Source organism: Bacteroides cellulosilyticus DSM 14838, assembly GCF_000158035.1.
In the GTDB taxonomy this organism is placed as follows: domain Bacteria; phylum Bacteroidota; class Bacteroidia; order Bacteroidales; family Bacteroidaceae; genus Bacteroides; species Bacteroides cellulosilyticus.
In genome coordinates, this window is the sequence record NZ_EQ973492.1 from 855,201 (window position 1) to 873,271 (window position 18,071).

The following is an 18,071-nucleotide window of genomic DNA, read 5'->3' on the forward strand; positions in this document are numbered from 1 at the left end:
AAAGAGAATACCTTGGTAAAATTGGTGACTTTTGTACCCACAGCACAGGCGGAAGATGTTCGTAAAGCTTTGTTTGCAGCCGGATGCGGTTGCATAGGAAACTATGACGCATGCAGCTACAATGTAGAAGGAGAGGGAACTTTCCGTGCTCAGGAGGGTAGCCACCCGTTCTGTGGAAGCATCGGAGAGTTGCATACGGAAAAGGAAGTGCGGATAGAGACCGTATTGCCTGCCTATAAGAAATCGGAAGTTATCAAAGCTCTACTGAGTGCCCATCCGTATGAGGAACCTGCATTCGATTTATATCCTTTGCAGAATAGCTGGACACAGGCTGGGGCAGGAGTTATCGGAGAACTGGAAACACCGGAAACGGAGTTGGAGTTTCTGAAACGCATCAAGAAGACCTTTGAAGTGGGCTGTCTGAAGCATAACAAGCTGACCGGACGTGAAATACAGACCGTGGCACTGTGTGGAGGAGCCGGAGCATTTCTGATGCCGCTTGCCATACGCAACGGCGCAGACGTGTTCATCACCGGAGAAATCAAGTATCACGATTATTTCGGACACGATACGGATATTCTGTTGGCAGAGATAGGACATTACGAAAGCGAACAATATACAAAAGAAATATTCTATACAATAATCCGGGAGTTGTTTCCTAACCTTGCGCTGCAACAGTGCAAAGTGAATACCAATCCCATAAAATATTTATAAGTAAAATGGCTAAAGAAGCAAAAAAAGATCCTCAGGAATTGACCGTGGAGCAGAAGTTGAAAGCTCTGTTCCAGTTGCAGACTATGTTGTCTAAGATTGATGAAATCAAGACTTTAAGAGGTGAACTTCCGCTGGAAGTACAGGACTTGGAAGATGAAATCGCCGGTCTGAGCACTCGTATCGACAGAATTAAGGCAGAAGTAGCCGAACTGAAATCCGCCATCGCTACCAAGAAAGTGGAGATTGAAACTTCAAAAGCTTCTATCGCAAAATACAAGGAACAGCAGGAGAATGTACGCAACAACCGTGAGTACGACTTCCTAAGCAAAGAAATCGAATTCCAAACTCTGGAAATGGAGCTTTGCGATAAGAGAATCAAAGAGTTCGCTGCACAGGAACAGGAGAAGTCTGCTGAAGCTGCAAAGAGCACAGAAGCGTTGGACGAAAGACAGAAAGACCTGGACGTTAAGAAGAACGAACTGGACGAAATCATCTCTGAAACCAAGCAGGAAGAAGAAAAGCTGAGAGACAAAGCCAAAGAACTTGAAACTAAGATCGAACCGCGCTTGCTCCAGTCTTTCAAGCGTATCCGTAAGAACTCTCGCAACGGATTGGGTATCGTATATGTACAGCGTGACGCTTGTGGCGGTTGCTTCAACAAAATCCCACCCCAGAGACAACTGGATATCCGTTCTCGTAAGAAAATCATCGTTTGCGAGTATTGCGGACGTATCATGATTGACCCGGAATTGGCTGGTGTAACCATCGAACACAAAGAAGAGGTAAAGGAAAAGCCGACTAGAAGAAAAAAGACTGCGGAATAATATTCGGCGGTGTATATATAGGAAAGGACGCCCCTGCAAGCAATAAGATGTTGCTTGCAGGGGCGTCCTTTCCTATATATACACTACCGAAGTCGTTGAATTAAACTCATTATTGTAGGGGTATGGATTATCTCTTACTTCACTTTATAAGTGCACAGTCGTTTCCTCTCATGAAAATTCTGTTTACCCCAAATGATAGCTTTGTTAACCCCGCACGGTAACTCCATTTACATATCGCGGTAAAGGTCGTTACATGCCGAAGTAAAAGCCGTTACAATAAGGGGTAAAGGTTGTTACATACGGCGGTTAATGCTTTTACATCTTGCAGTAAGCTGTCGGTAAATACAGTTAATTGATTATCAGCAAACTAACAAAAGGATACCAGCAATCTTTAATTCATTTCTTCAATTATAGATCACCCACACCAATCCACATCCATCTGTCAGAACCCCATTATAACCTCCCCAATCTTCTCTAAACAAATAGAGCTCCAGGTTGTTATGAACCCTGTATCACAAAAAACAACCTAAACCTATGAAGATTAAAGCTTGGGGCAGCGTGCTGCTCTTATCGTGCCTATGTTCTGCCGTCACGGCACAGAATGGCAACCGTTATCTGGAAAAACCATTGCCCCGAGGCTGGGGGAATACGGTGATTCCGAACTCTAAAACGGTCCCTACTTCCACAGGAACCGCTAATTCTACCACGGCATCCGCAGATGATAACTTATTCAGCGGACAGATATTACCGGTAGATGACCAGTGGTGGAAAGCATTCAATGACCCGGTACTGGACTCTCTTATCAGCGTAGCATCCGGCGAAAACTATTCCGTACTTGCCGCTATAGACCGTATGGAGCAGGCACGTGCCAGCCTGAGGATGGAGCGCAGTAATTTTTTCCCTTCTATTTCTTTAAATGGTGGATGGCTCCGCCAGCAAAGCAGTGGAAACACCACCGAATTGCCCCAATCCATCACACATTATTATGATGCGTCACTCAATGCCAGTTGGGAACTGGATATATTCGGAAGCATCCGGCAACGGGTAAAGGCGCAACGGGAAACATTCCAAGCCAGCCGTGAAGAGTATATCTCCGTACAGGTATCCCTCTGTGCACAAGTAGCTTCTGCCTACATCAACCTGCGGGAACTGCAACAGGAACTGCAGGTAGTAATGCATAACTGCCGGACGCAAGAAGAAGTGCTCAACATCACCGAAGTACGCTACAACACGGGACTTGTATCGAAACTGGATGTAGCACAGGCTAAATCAGTGTATTTCAGCACAAAAGCATCTGTTCCGCAACTGGAATCCGGAATCAGCCAATACATCAACTCACTGGCTATTCTGCTGGGAACTTATCCGCAGGAAATACGCCCCACATTGGAAAGAATCGGGAAATTGCCCGACTACATGGAACCTGTTGGAGTAGGATTACCGGCCGATTTATTGCTTCGTCGTCCCGATGTGCGCCAAGCCGAAAGACTGGTTAATGCACAAGCCGCACTATTGGGAGCCAGCAAAAGCGACTGGCTGCCACAAGTATTCCTGAAAGGATCTGTAGGATATGCCGCCCGGGATTTGAAAGACCTGACCCGACGGAAAAGTATGACATTTGAAATTGCCCCAACCCTCAGTTGGACACTGTTCAGCGGAACAAAACTGGTGAATGCCACCAAACAGGCACGTGCACAATTGGACGAAGCGGTGCATAACTTCAACGAAACCGTGCTTACCGCTGTACAGGAAACGGACAATGCGATGAATAATTACCGGAATTCCATCAAGCAGATTGTCGCCCTCCGGGAAGTACGAAATCAGGGACAAGAGACACTGAAACTCTCCCTGGAGCTTTATAAACAGGGACTTAGTCCTTTCCAGAATGTACTGGATGCACTCCGTTCGCTACTGACGTACGAAAACCAGTTGACACAGGCGGAGGGTAGTTCACTGCTATATCTGGTGTCATTGTACCAGGCACTGGGAGGAGGATATAAAGAGAACTGAGTAATAATTCCTAAACCATAACCATATATGAAAAATGAAATGTACATCATCCTCATGCTGTTTCCGTTACTGGCGGGATGTGGGGACAAAAAAGAAGCAGCGCGCGGAGCGATGCCCGTTCCGGAGATAAGCGTAGCCAGCCCGGTGGTGAAAGACATCACACTGACTAAAGAGTATCCGGGCTATCTGAGTTCGGAAAAGACCGTCGACCTGGTGGCACGGGTGAACGGGACACTGCAAACCATCGCCTATGCTCCGGGAAGCAGAGTCCGGAAAGGGCAGGTGTTGTTCGTCATCGAACCCACTATTTACCAGGACAATGTAGAACAGGCGGAAGCGGAACTAAACACCGCCCGAGCCAATCTGGAATATGCCCAGAGCAACTATGCCCGTATGCTGGAAGCTGTGAAAAGCGATGCTGTAAGCCAGATACAGGTGTTACAGTCGAAATCGAATGTTGCCACTTCGCAAGCGGCAGTCAGCAACGCCGAAGCTGCACTGAATACGGCACGCACAAATCTGGGCTACTGCACAGTCCGGGCGCCGTTTGATGGGACTGTCAGCCGGAATCAAGTCGATGTGGGCAGTTATGTAGGGGGAAGTCTGCAACCTGTCACCCTTGCCACGATCTATAAAGATGACCTGCTATATACATACTTCAATATCACTGATAACCAGTGGCTTGCCATGCTGATGCAACAAGGAACCGCACAGCAGAAAGATACACTGCCCCGGCAAATCACTGTTAACCTGGGGGAAGACGGCATACAACCGTATCCTGCCACACTCGATTACTTCGCACCAAATGTAGACCTGAGTACCGGAACTCTGAATCTGCGTGCCCGCCTGGACAACCCGAAAGGTTTACTGAAAAGCGGACTTTATGTCAGCGTCACCTTGCCATACGGCAAAGAATCGCAGGCAATACTGATACCGGATGCGTCCATCGGGACCGATCAATTGGGAAAATATGTGTATGTAGTGAACGATTCCGATATGGTGCGCTATCGCCACATCGAGGTGGGACAGTTGATAGACGACAGTCTGCGGCAAATAACCGGCGGACTCTCGCCACAGGAACGCTACGTCACCCGGGCACTGATGAAAGTACGGGAAGGAATGAAAGTGAAGCCCATCAACAAATAACCAATCGTAAATAACTAAATACTAAGCTCATGTTCTCAAAATTCTTCATAAACCGTCCTATCTTTGCTACCGTGCTTGCGCTGCTGATCGTGGTGGCGGGACTGGTCACACTGGGCATACTCCCCATTGCGCAGTATCCGGACATTACGCCGCCTACCGTTCAGGTCAGCGCCGTCTATCCGGGTGCCAACGCGCAGACAGTGGCCCAAACCGTGGGTATACCCATCGAGCAGCAAGTAAACGGAGTGGACGGCATGCTTTATATGTCCTCCAATTCCTCCTCATCGGGTGCCTATTCGCTCACCATTACTTTTGCCGTCGGAACAGATATCGACATGGCAACCGTACAAGTCCAAAACCGTGTCAGCGTGGCACAGGCTTCATTGCCAACCCCGGTAGTGGTACAGGGAGTAACCGTTCAAAAGCAGTCGTCGAACATCGTGATGTTCCTCACCATGACTTCCGAAAACAAGGAATATGACGGACTATACCTCAGCAACTACGCCACCCTGAACCTTGCCGACCAATTGACGCGCGTGCCGGGCGTAGGTGCCGTCAATGTGATGGGAGCGGGAGACTACTCCATGCGTATCTGGCTGGACCCGGCAGCACTGCGTATCCGTAATCTTTCGGCTGCCGATGTCTATCAGGCCATTCAATCACAAAATGTAGAAGTCAGTGCCGGAACCGTGGGACAACCCCTGCCGGGAAATCCGGCTCCGGATAACACTAACATCGGCAATGTCTCTTCCGGCAACAATGCCCCTGCCTATCAATACAGTCTGACGGTGAAAGGGCGACTTTCGTCTCCCGAAGAGTTCGGCAATATCATCTTGCGAACAGAAACGGGCGGGAGAGTGCTTCGCCTCCGTGATGTGGCTCACATCGACCTTGGCTCCGCATCCTACAGCGTCGTATCCCGGCTGAACGGGCAACCTACCGCCGCCATTGCCATCTATCAACAACCGGGTTCCAATTCGCTGGATGTATCCAAAGGCGTAAAAGAGAAGATGCAGAAACTGTCAAAATCATTTCCCAGCGGCATCCATTACAGTGTAACTCTGGATACGACAGACGTCATCCACGCTTCAGTAGACGAAGTGCTGGTAACTTTCTTGGAAACAACCCTGCTTGTGGTACTCGTCATCTTTCTTTTCCTGCAGAATTGGCGGGCAGTTATCATTCCGTGTATCACCATTCCCGTATCACTCATCGGTACTTTGGCAGTGATGGCGCTCTTCGGATTCTCCATCAATACACTGACACTGTTCGGACTGATACTTGCCGTGGCCATTGTGGTGGATGACGCCATTGTGGTGGTGGAAAACTCCACGCGTTTGCTTGATACGGGGCAGTACAGTGCCCGGCAGGCGGTCATTCAGGCGATGGGAGAGATCACCGGTCCGATTGTGGGCGTAGTGCTGGTGTTGCTTGCCGTATTTATTCCGACAATGCTCGTCAGCGGTATCTCCGGACAGCTTTATAAGCAGTTTGCACTGACTATTGCTGCCAGCACCGTGCTAAGCGGTTTCAACTCGCTAACACTAACTCCTGCATTGTGTGCCTTGATATTACAGCCTACAAAACCTGCACAGCCGCCACTTTTTCGGGGCTTCAACTTTGTGTACAACAAAACACAAGGGATATACGATAAAACCGTGGGTTGGCTGCTCCGGCGCCCTGCCGCTGCACTGTTGTCTTATGCCGGGTTTACAGCACTCGCTGTGATCCTGTTTATGAAGTGGCCCAGTACCTTTATTCCCGAAGAAGATGACGGGTATTTCCTTGCCGTGGTGCAATTGCCGCCTGCTTCAAGTCTGGAACGTACAGAAGCTGTCGGACGTGAGATCAATGAAATCCTCAACAGCTATCCCGAAGTGAAAAATTATATCGGCATATCCGGCTTCTCTGTCATGGGAGGCGGGGAACAGAGTAATTCCGGCACCTATTTCGTTATCTTGAAGAACTGGGACGAGCGGAAAGGAAAGGAACATACGGCCCAGTCTGTAGTAAATCGTTTCAATGCGCAGGCTTATGGAATTCAGGAAGCAGAAGTTTTTGCCATGGTGCCCCCTGCCATTCCCGGACTCGGTGCTACGGGCGGTCTACAGCTACAAGTGGAAGATCGTAATAACCTCGGTGCCACAGAAATGCAACATGCCGTAGAGACACTGATGGCAACCTATCACACCAAACCTGCATTGGCATCCGTCAGCAGTCAGTACCAGGCTAATGTACCCCAGTACTTCCTGAACATCGACCGGGATAAAGTGCAATTGATGGGTATTCCGCTGAACAGTGTCTTCACTTCCTTAGGTTACTACATGGGAGCTGCTTATGTGAACGATTTCGTTGAGTTCGGCCGTATTTATCAGGTAAAACTCGGTGCACGGGATCGTGCCCAACGGATCATTGACGATGTACTGAAGTTGAGTGTACAGAATGCATCGGGAGAGATGGTACCGTTTTCAGCCTTTATGCGGGTAGAGGAACAGTTGGGAATGGACCAGATCAACCGTTACAATATGTATTCTACTGCCTCCGTCACTTGCAACGTAGCCCCGGGAAGTAGCTCCGGAGAGGCGATACAGCAAATGGAGGCACTCTTTAAGGAGCAATTGGGCGATGAATTTGGTTATGAATGGACGTCAGTAGCTTATCAGGAAACGCAGGCGGGAACGACGACAACCGTTGTGTTTGTAATGGCGTTACTCGTTGCCTTCCTGGTACTTGCAGCACAGTACGAGAGTTGGACGAGCCCGGTAGCTGCGGTCATCGGACTTCCGGTAGCATTGTTGGGAGCGATGATTGGCTGTCTCATTATGGGAACACCTGTCAGCATCTATACACAAATCGGTATTATCCTGCTTGTGGCACTGTCGGCAAAGAATGGTATTCTGATTGTAGAGTTCGCCCGCGATTTCCGTGCGCAAGGCAACTCCATTCGTGATGCGGCATTCCAGGCAGGGCATATCCGCTTACGGCCTATCCTGATGACATCCCTGGCATTTGTATTCGGTGTGATGCCGTTGCTGTTTGCTACGGGTGCAGGAGCGGAAAGCCGTATTGCACTAGGAGCTGCTGTCGTGTTTGGTATGGCACTGAATACACTGCTTGCCACAGTTTATATTCCTAATTTCTATGAGTTGATGCAGAAGATACAGGAAAAATTGGGAAAAAAGCAGATAGAAGAAAAAACTGAGAAGGTTTAGACCCTGATTGGGTTCATTGATTTAGATCCTGATTAGTCTCATTGAAAAGGGCTACACCCTTTGCCTCACATGGCTACACCATATCCCCCAAAGGGTGTAGCCATCCGGGGTAAAGGGTGTAGCCCTTTTTAGTGGATATTATAACGTCTGATAATCAGGAATATCCGGAAGAAAAGTATAGCTATTCCGCCCGTAATCCATCCGACAGCAATAGTGTTGCATTCCATTACTTACTACGAGGTAATCTACTTTCAACACCATATTGTAGCGCGTAATCTGGTCGAACACCGCTTGCGTAATCTCTATGTCCGGCGCTTTATACTCCACAATCATCCGTGCCGTGAGGTCACGACGGTAAAGCACTGTGTCACAACGTTTTTTCGTTCCGTTGAGCTGCACCTGTACCTCGTTCGCCATCAATGTCTGCGGATATCCTTTATGGTTCAGCAGAAAATGTACGAAATGCTGGCGTACCCATTCTTCGGGCGTCAGTGCTACATATCGGCGCCGTATCACGTCGAAAATAGCAGGTTTCCCTTCACGGTTCACGACTTTAGCATCAAATACAGGTAAGTTTAACGATAACATATTGATATGTGATAAGTGATTAACAAATTTCCGAATTCTACTTTTTTATTGTACTTTTGTGAGTTAAATAATCGCTCCCTGAAAGTATTTAGGGAACAAATTTAATGAAATCTTATGAAAACAAAGCAAGAAATCGTAGCTAACTGGCTGCCTCGTTACACAAAACGTAAGCTTGAGGACTTTGGAGAGTATATTCTGTTGACTAACTTCAACAAGTATGTGGATATTTTTGCGGAGAAGTTCAATGTGCCCGTTCTTGGTAAAGACGCTAATATGACGTCTGCTTCAGCAGAAGGCATGACCATTATCAACTTTGGTATGGGAAGCCCTAACGCTGCAATTATCATGGATTTACTAAGTGCTATACAGCCCAAAGCCTGCCTGTTCCTGGGCAAGTGCGGTGGTATCGATAAGAAAAACAGAATAGGGGATCTCATCCTTCCTATCGCCGCCATCCGTGGCGAGGGAACTTCCAATGACTACTTCCCGCCCGAAGTACCGGCGCTACCGGCATTTATGTTGCAGCGTGCCGTTTCTTCATCCATCCGCGACCATGCCCGCGACTATTGGACAGGTACCGTATACACTACCAACCGCCGCATTTGGGAGCATGACGAGGAATTCAAGGAATATTTGAAGAAAACCCGTGCCATGGCTGTCGATATGGAAACAGCAACTCTCTTCAGTTGCGGTTTTGCCAATCACATCCCTACCGGAGCCATCTTACTGGTTTCTGACCAGCCAATGATTCCTGAAGGAGTAAAAACCGATAAAAGCGATAATCTGGTTACCCAAAACTACGTAACCGAGCACGTTGAAATCGGCATCGCATCCCTGCGTATGATTATTGACGAGAAGAAAACCGTAAAACATCTGAAATTCGACTGGTAAAAACGAATATGGCAAAACAGGAAATCACGTGTGATGACATCTTAAAGGAACTGAGAGCGAAGCAATACCGTCCCGTCTATTATCTCATGGGCGAGGAACCCTATTACATCGACCTCATCGCCGACTATATAACAGACAATATTCTGACCGAAACGGAAAAGGAGTTCAACCTGACCGTTGTCTACGGGGCAGATGTTGATATAGCTACTGTTATTAATGCCGCCAAGCGTTATCCGATGATGTCCGAGCATCAGGTGGTGGTGGTAAAGGAAGCGCAGAATATCCGTAATATGGAGGAGCTTTCTTATTACCTCCAAAAGCCACTGCTTTCTACCATATTAGTAATATGCCATAAACATGGCGTACTGGATCGAAGAAAGAAACTGGCTGCCGAAATCGAAAAGACTGGTGTTCTGTTTGAATCTAAAAAAGTGAAGGATGCGCAACTGCCTGCATTCATCACTTCTTATATGAAACGCAAAGGTATCGACGTGGAACCTAAAGCCACTGCCATGCTGGCCGATTTCGTTGGCGCCGACCTCAGTCGCCTCACAGGAGAGCTGGAAAAACTGATCATTACACTTCCAAAAGGTTATACACGCGTTACCCCCGAACAGATAGAGAAGAACATTGGTATCAGTAAGGATTATAACAACTTCGAATTGCGCAGTGCCCTCGTTGAAAAGGATGTCCTGAAAGCTAATAAGATAATAAAATATTTTGAAGAAAATCCGAAAACAAACCCTATTCAAATGACTTTATCTTTACTTTTTGGATTCTTCTCTAACTTGATGTTGGCCTATTATGCCCCTGAAAAATCGGAGCAAGGCATAGCCAACATGTTGGGACTACGCACCCCCTGGCAGGCCAAAGACTATCTCGCAGCTATGCGTCGATATAATGGAGTAAAGACCATGCAAATTATCGGAGAAATACGATATGCAGATGCAAAATCTAAAGGAGTGGGAAATCCATCTTTAAGTGACGGGGATATTCTTCGCGAACTGGTCTTCAAGATCCTGCATTAACAGCTTTTTTCTTCTATACACTCTTCATTAAACAAGAAATTTAGCTTTTCCTTCACCCCCTTCCACCGTTCCCAAACGTACTGTTCATAGGTAATAGAGTGTGGAAGGGTATCTGAAATACATACAACATATTCGCAGAAACAGATGGTCTATATACAGTGAACAGACCATTTATTTGATATAAACAGATGGTCTATTTAATGTAAATAGACCATCTGTTTTTATATAATATAATCTCCTGTCCCGAGTAAAGCAGGCATATTTTTATAGGAAAACAATATACTTTTTCTAAGAAAAAGGAAAATTATATTTAGAAAGCGGGCAGCAGATCAATAGAAATAGATTGTCTATTTCTTATTTTAGAGGAGATTATACTTGTTAACTATATCAGCAATAATAGAGAAGTAAATGCCATTTTCACTATCATTATGTCATTTCTCACTTAAAAAAGGGTTGTTTTTCTAGAATGAGAGAATTTTAGAACTAAAAAATAGGGTATAATACACTGTATTACAATCAAATAAGCATAAAATAAGCTCCTTAGAATTAAAAAATTCTAAGTTCACGATCATTTATACAGAAATAAAGCAAGGATTTACAATTACGAAGACTTTAGAACATATCAATTGGACTCTCCTTATTTTAGTGTAACAAATTCTTTCTGTAATATCGAATCTATCATCAAGAATAAATGCAATTAGAAAAGGAAATAGTTGCTATTTCAACTATGAAATATTAAAAACGTAATATCACTATGTTCACAATTGGATATATAACAATTACACATATAACAAACGTAATTAAAAGGCATAATACACAATTGTAATAAGACTGTTTTAAATGAAGTAATGATAAAATAACAAAGGTAATAGGATAGGGGTTAACGAGGAGTAAAATAACAATTAAATTACTAATAATCAATATAAAATAACCATTTATATGATCTATCAGTTCATAAATAGAGAAATCAATGAGAAAACAATTGTAATATGGGATATACCACAGAAATAATTTAAACTTATATACATAATAACCAATAATATACATAGTTTTATTAAAGTAAAAATATGGGCTTAAAATCTAGGTAATATATATCATCACATTTGTATATATAACATTTGAAATAATAGACACACAATTGTAATATAAAAGAATTCATATTTTTAATTTGCTTTTGTAACTTCATTTTTTTACTTTTGTAATTCAAAAGAGTATCAATACAATTGTAAACATCACCTATATCGCAACAGTTATGAGCATAAAAGATAGGTTCAAAATGATCATGGATCGGGAAAAATTAACCGCAGGCGCATTTGCCGAAAGTATTGGTGTAGCTCAAGCTACCATCTCACATATTTTAGGCCCGCGTAATAAGTATCCAAGTACAGAAGTTATTCTTCGTCTACATCAAAGATATAATGATATAAATTTGGAATGGTTACTTACCGGACAAGGTGAAATGAGTAATACGCCTTCCGATTCTGACTCTTCTATCGAGAGTGGATTCGACTATCCATTATTCGCTGAGAATTCCGTAAATCCGTCCAAAGAGACAGGTCCGACCGAAAATCGCAAGGAAATCGCATTAGAAACACCTGCAAATGCTACTAAAGAGATTGTAAAACAGGAGATTATCTATAAAGAAAGGCCTCCCAGAAAAATCACTGAAATAAGAATTTTCTTCGACGATAATACGTACGAGACGTTTAAACCCGAAAAGTAAGGCTCATAAACGACTATTTGCACAATTTCCCGTATCTTTGGATAAGATAAGCATCTCAGCAGAACTTTTTCATGCAAGCATGAAAGTTCTGCATTCGATTTGCATTATCTTTGTACCCTGAAGATAAAATTCACCTCTTTATATAGGATAATGAAAAAATACATTTTAGATTTGACAGTGACTGAGAACGTCCGACTGCACGCTAATTATGTGCTATTGAAACTGACGTCTCCGTCTCCGCTTCCGGATATGCTTCCGGGACAATTTGCGGAAATACGTGTGGACGGATCTCCAACTACTTTCTTGCGCCGCCCCATTTCCATTAATTATGTAGATAGACAACGCAATGAAGTATGGTTTCTGATCCAACTGATTGGAGACGGAACGAGGCAATTAGGTGAAGCAAAAGCCGGAGACAGGGTCAACGTAGTACTTCCTTTGGGAAATGGCTTCACAATGCCTGAAAAGGCTTCTGATAAGCTTCTGTTAGTAGGTGGAGGTGTTGGTACAGCTCCCATGCTTTATCTGGGCGAGCAATTAGCTAAAAACGGCAGTAAACCGACGTTCCTTCTGGGAGCAAGAAGCGATAAGGACTTGCTGCAACTGGAGCAGTTTGCAGCTTATGGTGATGTATATACGACTACCGAGGACGGCAGTCATGGCGAAAAAGGATACGTGACACAACATTCCATATTGAGTAAGGTGCAATTCGAGCAGATTTACACTTGTGGCCCTAAGCCTATGATGATGGCGGTGGCTAAATATGCCAAAAGTAAAGATATAGCTTGTGAAGTATCATTGGAAAATACAATGGCGTGTGGTATAGGCGCTTGCCTCTGTTGTGTAGAAAATACAACGGAAGGGCATTTATGTGTATGTAAAGAAGGTCCGGTTTTTAATATAAACAAACTATTATGGCAGATTTAAGTGTAAACATTGGAGAATTACAAATGAAGAATCCGGTGATGACGGCTTCCGGTACATTTGGATATGGTGAAGAGTTTGCCGATTTCATTGATATTACGCGAATAGGTGGTATAATTGTAAAGGGCACGACTCTTCACAAACGTGAAGGTAACCCATATCCGCGTATGGCAGAAACTCCGTCAGGTATGTTAAACGCTGTGGGACTGCAAAATAAGGGAGTAAATTACTTTGTTGAACAGATATATCCGCGTATTAAGGACATCGAAACCAATATGATTGTAAATGTTTCGGGTTCTGCCATAGAAGATTATGTAAAAACAGCGGAAGCCATTAACGAACTTGACAAAATTCCTGCCATTGAATTGAACATCTCTTGCCCTAATGTGAAGCAAGGTGGAATGGCTTTTGGCGTCACTGCAAAAGGAGCCGAAGAAGTGGTGAAAGCTGTGCGCGCAGCTTACAAAAAGACACTTATCGTGAAGCTGTCTCCCAACGTGACAAGCATCGCTGAAATAGCCCGTGCAGTAGAAAATGGCGGTGCAGACAGCGTTTCATTAATTAATACACTGCTTGGAATGGCTATAGACGCGGAACGCAGGCGTCCTATACTCTCTACCGTAACAGGTGGTATGTCCGGCGCAGCAGTAAAACCAATCGCACTCCGCATGGTATGGCAAGTTGCTCAGGCGGTAAAAATACCTGTCATAGGTTTAGGAGGTATCATGAACTGGAAAGACGCAGTGGAATTTATGCTTGCCGGAGCTTCAGCCATCCAAATCGGTACGGCTAATTTCATCGATCCGGCAGTTACAATTAAAGTAGCGGAAGGTATAAACGACTATCTCGATAGACACGGATATAAGTCTGTGAAAGAAATTATCGGTGCGCTTGAGGTGTAGCCAATAACAAGTGAATATCATTCGCACCTATTTTATATAAAAAAGGACATTCGCTATGAATGTCCTTTTTCTATTTTTATACAACTGATTTATTCCTCTCCCAGCAAATCCGGGCGGAGTCTGCGCGTCCGTTCCAAAGACTGTTGCAACTCCCATTCCTTAATCTTAGCCTCATGCCCGGACAATAAAATTTCCGGAACTTTCCAACCATTGTAATCGGCAGGTCTTGTATAGACCGGAGCTGCCAAAAGATTATCCTGGAACGAGTCGGATAACGCTGATTGCTCATCGGAAATAACACCGGGGATAATGCGGACAATAGCATCCGCCATCACTGCTGCCGCCAACTCTCCACCGGTCAGCACATAGTCCCCAATACTGATTTCTTTAGTGATCAGATGCTCGCGAATACGATAATCGATACCTTTAAAATGCCCGCAAAGGATAATAAGGTTCTGGGTAAGTGAAAGTGTATTGGCCATTGGCTGATTGAACTGCTCACCATCAGGAGTCGTAAAAATGACTTCATCATACTCCCTTTCTGCCTTCAAGGCATTGATACAGCGCTCTATAGGCTCTATTTTCATCACCATTCCGGCAAAACCGCCAAAAGGATAATCATCCACCCGTCGATATTTATCTTCAGTATAATCACGTAAATTATGAATATATATTTCTGCAAGCCCTTTATTCTGAGCACGTTTCATAATGGAACAATTGAAAAAGCCTTCAATCATCTCCGGTAGAACTGTTATTATATCAATGCGCATATTAATTTTAATTTTCTGCAAAAGTACAAATATTAGAGGAGAAACCTGTATTTTTGCGTTCAAACAATCTGAAATAGCTATGACTGCAAAAGAAAAGATAGATCAGCTCCGTGCCGAACTGCATCGGCACAACTACAATTATTACGTATTGAATGCTCCCGAAATCTCCGACAAAGAGTTCGACGACATGATGCGGGAATTGCAGGATATGGAGCGAGAACACCCTGAATATCAGGATGAAACGTCGCCAACTATGCGCGTAGGAAGCGATTTGAATAAGAATTTCACGCAAGTGACACACAAATATCCAATGCTTTCGTTGGGTAATACCTATTCTGAAGGTGAGGTATCTGACTTTTATGATCGCACTCAAAAAGCCCTGAACGAAGATTTTGAAATTTGTGCCGAACTTAAATATGACGGTACTTCCATCTCACTGACATACGAAAACGGTAAATTAATACGTGCCGTAACCCGTGGCGACGGTGAAAAAGGCGATGATGTAACGGATAATGTGAAGACAATCCGTACTATCCCCCTTGTTTTGCATGGTGATTATCCCCAATTATTTGAGATCAGAGGGGAAATACTAATGCCGTGGGAAGTCTTTGAGGAACTAAACCGCGAAAAAGAGGCGCGCGAAGAACCTCTTTTTGCTAATCCGCGTAATGCTGCATCAGGCACTTTGAAATTACAAAACTCTGCTATAGTTGCTTCCCGCAAACTGGATGCCTACCTTTATTATTTATTAGGCGAAGAACTACCTTGCGACGGACATTATGAAAACCTGCAGAAAGCTGCACAATGGGGATTCAAAATCTCCGACCATATGAAGAAGTGCCACAGCCTGCAGGAAGTGTTCGATTACATCCATTATTGGGATACAGAACGGAAGAATTTACCTGTAGCCACGGATGGCATTGTTTTGAAAGTTAATAGCCTGAAACAGCAGAAAAACCTCGGTTTCACCGCAAAATCTCCTCGTTGGGCCATCGCATACAAGTTCCAGGCAGAGCGTGCATTGACCCGCTTAAACAAGGTGACTTACCAGGTGGGAAGAACCGGAGCAGTAACCCCTGTTGCCAACCTGGATCCGGTACAATTATCGGGTACAATCGTAAAACGCGCCTCACTGCATAATGCAGATATCATTGAAGGGCTCGACTTGCATGTCGGCGATATGGTTTATGTAGAAAAAGGTGGCGAAATCATACCCAAAATTACCGGAGTAGACAAAGATGCCCGGAGTATGATGGTAGGTGAAAAAGTGAAGTTCATCACTCATTGCCCTGAATGTGGCAGCAAATTAATCCGTTACGAAGGAGAAGCTGCACACTATTGCCCCAACGAAACGGCTTGTCCACCCCAGATTAAAGGAAAGATCGAGCATTTCATCAGCCGGAAGGCTATGAACATTGACGGATTAGGCCCGGAAACTGTGGATATGTTCTATCGGTTAGGACTCATTAAGGATACGGCAGATCTGTACAAGCTGACTGTAGACGATATCAAGAACCTGGACCGTATGGGAGATAAATCGGCGGAAAATATCGTCAAGGGTATTGCCCAAAGTAAGGAAGTGCCTTTTGAGCGAGCTTTGTTCGCCCTGGGTATCCGCTTTGTCGGTGAAACTGTAGCAAAGAAAATAGCTAAGTCCTTCACTGACATAGAAGAACTGGAAAATGCAGATCTTGAAAGATTGATAAATATCGATGAAATCGGTGAGAAAATAGCACAAAGTATCATTTCCTACTTCGCTAATCCTCTGAATAGAGAATTAATAGAGCGACTGAAAATTGCCGGATTACAGTTTAGCCGGAAGGAAGAAGATCTGAGCGGCTATACTGATAAGCTTGCCGGACAGTCTATTGTAATCAGCGGTGTGTTCACCCATCACTCCAGAGACGAATATAAAGATTTGATAGAGAAGAATGGAGGAAAAAATGTAGGTAGTATTTCTGCCAAGACCAGTTTTATCCTGGCAGGAGAAAATATGGGACCTGCCAAATTGGAAAAAGCGCAAAAGCTGGGTGTACAGATAATGAGCGAAGATGAGTTTTTAGCGCTCATTTCGTAACATTTTTCCAGTGAAATCTTTTTTATAGCTTATATTTGCTGTAGAAATCGAAAATATTCGTACTTTTGCGAGTCATTTAATTAGAGATTACTTAAATTTCACTCATGATACAGACTAAATTGAAAGGAATGGGGGTAGCGCTGATTACTCCTTTTAAAGAGGATGAAAGCGTTGATTACGATGCATTGATACGTTTGGTGGACTATCAACTTCAAAACAATACTGATTTTTTGTGTGTGCTGGGCACCACAGCAGAAACTCCGACACTGACGGAAGAAGAAAAAAAGAAAATCAAGAAAATGGTCATCGAACGCGTAAATGGTCGGATACCTATCCTGCTCGGTGTTGGTGGAAATAATACGCGTGCCATTGTGGATACGCTTCAAAACGACGATTTTACCGGAGTAGATGCCATTCTGTCTGTTGTTCCCTATTATAATAAACCTTCTCAGGAAGGTATTTATCAACATTATAAAGCAATTGCAGAGGCTACAGAGCTCCCAATTGTACTCTATAATGTTCCCGGTCGTACCGGTGTAAATATGAAAGCAGAAACCACGCTGCGCATTGCCCGTGACTTCAAAAATGTTATTGCTATCAAGGAAGCTTCCGGTGACATCACCCAAATGGATGATATCATCAAAAATAAACCGGCCAATTTTGACGTTATTTCGGGAGATGATGGTATTACCTTCCCTTTGATTACCTTGGGAGCTGTTGGTATCATATCGGTCATCGGAAATGCATTTCCACGCGAATTTAGCCGCATGGTAAGACTGGCATTGCGAGGAGATTATGCAAATGCATTGACTATCCACCATAAATTTGCCGAGTTATTCAAGCTTCTTTTTGTGGATGGCAATCCGGCAGGCGTAAAAGCAATGTTGAACGTTATGGGAATGATTGAGAATAAACTTCGCCTCCCGCTTGTGCCTACCAGGATTACTACTTTTGAAGCCATGCGGAAGATTTTGGATGAGTTAAATATTAAGTGCTAAGAAAAAGAATAGATATTTCTTTGTATCGTCCCCTGAGATGATTTTTTTCTCAGGGGATGTTTTTTTGTCTCACAAGCTGATTTTTACTGTCTCATGAGACGGATTTATTCATCTCAGGAAAGAAATTAATACTTATATCTGCACAAGCACACAGTTATATCTGTATCAACTCACACACATATTTGCATGAGTCTACACAGATATAACTGTTACCCCTACGGTGTATAACAAAAACCTCTGCAAAGTAATTTGCAGAGGTTTTTCGTG

14 protein-coding genes are annotated in these 18,071 nt (G+C 44.2%); 12 read left to right on the plus strand and 2 right to left on the minus strand.

Features of this window, described 5'->3' with window-relative positions; genetic code table 11:
- The 5 genes from BACCELL_RS21640 to BACCELL_RS21660 all read left to right on the plus strand — a co-directional run.
- The coding region (locus BACCELL_RS21640) for a Nif3-like dinuclear metal center hexameric protein (protein ID WP_007214219.1) at nucleotides 1-714 on the plus strand (714 nt) is incomplete at its 5' end.
- A 5-nt stretch (nucleotides 715-719) separates the two neighbouring features.
- Complete coding sequence (locus BACCELL_RS21645) at nucleotides 720-1,538, plus strand: zinc ribbon domain-containing protein (protein WP_007214220.1); 819 nt, start codon at nucleotides 720-722, stop codon at nucleotides 1,536-1,538.
- Between the two features lie 534 nt (nucleotides 1,539-2,072).
- Nucleotides 2,073-3,545 (plus strand): efflux transporter outer membrane subunit, encoded by a 1,473-nt coding sequence (locus BACCELL_RS21650; RefSeq protein WP_007214221.1) that lies wholly within the window; start codon nucleotides 2,073-2,075, stop codon nucleotides 3,543-3,545.
- A gap of 27 nt (nucleotides 3,546-3,572) precedes the next feature.
- Entirely contained in the window at nucleotides 3,573-4,691 is a 1,119-nt protein-coding gene (locus BACCELL_RS21655) for an efflux RND transporter periplasmic adaptor subunit (protein ID WP_007214222.1), read from the plus strand.
- 29 nt (nucleotides 4,692-4,720) lie between these two features.
- The gene (locus BACCELL_RS21660; protein WP_007214223.1) at nucleotides 4,721-7,903 is read left to right on the plus strand and encodes an efflux RND transporter permease subunit; all 3,183 of its coding nucleotides are present in this window, start codon (nucleotides 4,721-4,723) and stop codon (nucleotides 7,901-7,903) included.
- Nucleotides 7,904-8,041: 138 nt separating this feature from the next.
- On the opposite strand, the gene BACCELL_RS21665 is transcribed toward BACCELL_RS21660, so the two are convergent.
- On the minus strand, nucleotides 8,042-8,491 hold the full coding sequence (locus tag BACCELL_RS21665; protein WP_007214224.1) for a type I restriction enzyme HsdR N-terminal domain-containing protein: 450 nt from the start codon (nucleotides 8,489-8,491) through the stop codon (nucleotides 8,042-8,044).
- 114 nt (nucleotides 8,492-8,605) lie between these two features.
- Between BACCELL_RS21665 and BACCELL_RS21670 the strand changes: the two genes are divergently transcribed.
- The 5 genes from BACCELL_RS21670 to BACCELL_RS21690 all read left to right on the plus strand — a co-directional run bounded on the left by BACCELL_RS21670 (nucleotide 8,606) and on the right by BACCELL_RS21690 (nucleotide 13,959).
- Entirely contained in the window at nucleotides 8,606-9,382 is a 777-nt protein-coding gene (locus BACCELL_RS21670) for an AMP nucleosidase (RefSeq protein WP_007214225.1), read from the plus strand.
- Between the two features lie 8 nt (nucleotides 9,383-9,390).
- Nucleotides 9,391-10,410, plus strand: coding sequence for a DNA polymerase III subunit delta (gene holA / locus BACCELL_RS21675; RefSeq protein WP_007214226.1), 1,020 nt, complete (start codon nucleotides 9,391-9,393; stop codon nucleotides 10,408-10,410).
- Nucleotides 10,411-11,662: 1,252 nt separating this feature from the next.
- Entirely contained in the window at nucleotides 11,663-12,133 is a 471-nt protein-coding gene (locus BACCELL_RS21680) for a helix-turn-helix domain-containing protein (RefSeq protein ID WP_007214227.1), read from the plus strand.
- Nucleotides 12,134-12,283: 150 nt separating this feature from the next.
- Nucleotides 12,284-13,060: a dihydroorotate dehydrogenase electron transfer subunit gene (locus tag BACCELL_RS21685; RefSeq protein WP_007214228.1), complete on the plus strand. Its 777-nt coding sequence runs from the start codon at nucleotides 12,284-12,286 to the stop codon at nucleotides 13,058-13,060.
- Nucleotides 13,048-13,959, plus strand: a complete 912-nt coding sequence (locus BACCELL_RS21690) for a dihydroorotate dehydrogenase (RefSeq protein ID WP_007214229.1) — start codon at nucleotides 13,048-13,050, stop codon at nucleotides 13,957-13,959. The genes BACCELL_RS21685 and BACCELL_RS21690 overlap by 13 nt, the downstream gene beginning before the upstream one ends.
- Nucleotides 13,960-14,048: 89 nt before the next feature.
- On the opposite strand, the gene trmD is transcribed toward BACCELL_RS21690, so the two are convergent.
- Nucleotides 14,049-14,729: a tRNA (guanosine(37)-N1)-methyltransferase TrmD gene (trmD, locus tag BACCELL_RS21695; RefSeq protein WP_007214230.1), complete on the minus strand. Its 681-nt coding sequence runs from the start codon at nucleotides 14,727-14,729 to the stop codon at nucleotides 14,049-14,051.
- Between the two features lie 79 nt (nucleotides 14,730-14,808).
- Here trmD and ligA point away from each other — a divergent pair, with 79 nt between their 5' ends.
- Together ligA and dapA are read left to right on the plus strand one after the other, a co-directional pair.
- Entirely contained in the window at nucleotides 14,809-16,806 is a 1,998-nt protein-coding gene (ligA, locus tag BACCELL_RS21700; RefSeq protein ID WP_007218556.1) for an NAD-dependent DNA ligase LigA, read from the plus strand.
- Between the two features lie 104 nt (nucleotides 16,807-16,910).
- On the plus strand, nucleotides 16,911-17,804 hold the full coding sequence (gene dapA / locus BACCELL_RS21705) for a 4-hydroxy-tetrahydrodipicolinate synthase (RefSeq protein WP_007214232.1): 894 nt from the start codon (nucleotides 16,911-16,913) through the stop codon (nucleotides 17,802-17,804).
- Nucleotides 17,805-18,071: the final 267 nt, after the last annotated feature.

What these genes read in the sequence shown, in the direction of transcription:
- holA (WP_007214226.1), top strand. Translation starts at nt 9,391, where the DNA reads ATGGCAAAACAGGAAATCACGTGTGATGACATCTTAAAGGAACTGAGA.
- BACCELL_RS21690 (WP_007214229.1), top strand. Translation starts at nt 13,048, where the DNA reads ATGGCAGATTTAAGTGTAAACATTGGAGAATTACAAATGAAGAATCCG.
- BACCELL_RS21680 (WP_007214227.1), top strand. Translation starts at nt 11,663, where the DNA reads ATGAGCATAAAAGATAGGTTCAAAATGATCATGGATCGGGAAAAATTA.
- BACCELL_RS21655 (WP_007214222.1), top strand. Translation starts at nt 3,573, where the DNA reads ATGAAAAATGAAATGTACATCATCCTCATGCTGTTTCCGTTACTGGCG.
- ligA (WP_007218556.1), top strand. Translation starts at nt 14,809, where the DNA reads ATGACTGCAAAAGAAAAGATAGATCAGCTCCGTGCCGAACTGCATCGG.
- BACCELL_RS21685 (WP_007214228.1), top strand. Translation starts at nt 12,284, where the DNA reads ATGAAAAAATACATTTTAGATTTGACAGTGACTGAGAACGTCCGACTG.
- BACCELL_RS21660 (WP_007214223.1), top strand. Translation starts at nt 4,721, where the DNA reads ATGTTCTCAAAATTCTTCATAAACCGTCCTATCTTTGCTACCGTGCTT.
- BACCELL_RS21670 (WP_007214225.1), top strand. Translation starts at nt 8,606, where the DNA reads ATGAAAACAAAGCAAGAAATCGTAGCTAACTGGCTGCCTCGTTACACA.
- dapA (WP_007214232.1), top strand. Translation starts at nt 16,911, where the DNA reads ATGATACAGACTAAATTGAAAGGAATGGGGGTAGCGCTGATTACTCCT.
- BACCELL_RS21645 (WP_007214220.1), top strand. Translation starts at nt 720, where the DNA reads ATGGCTAAAGAAGCAAAAAAAGATCCTCAGGAATTGACCGTGGAGCAG.
- trmD (WP_007214230.1), bottom strand. Translation starts at nt 14,729, where the DNA reads ATGCGCATTGATATAATAACAGTTCTACCGGAGATGATTGAAGGCTTT.
- BACCELL_RS21650 (WP_007214221.1), top strand. Translation starts at nt 2,073, where the DNA reads ATGAAGATTAAAGCTTGGGGCAGCGTGCTGCTCTTATCGTGCCTATGT.
- BACCELL_RS21665 (WP_007214224.1), bottom strand. Translation starts at nt 8,491, where the DNA reads ATGTTATCGTTAAACTTACCTGTATTTGATGCTAAAGTCGTGAACCGT.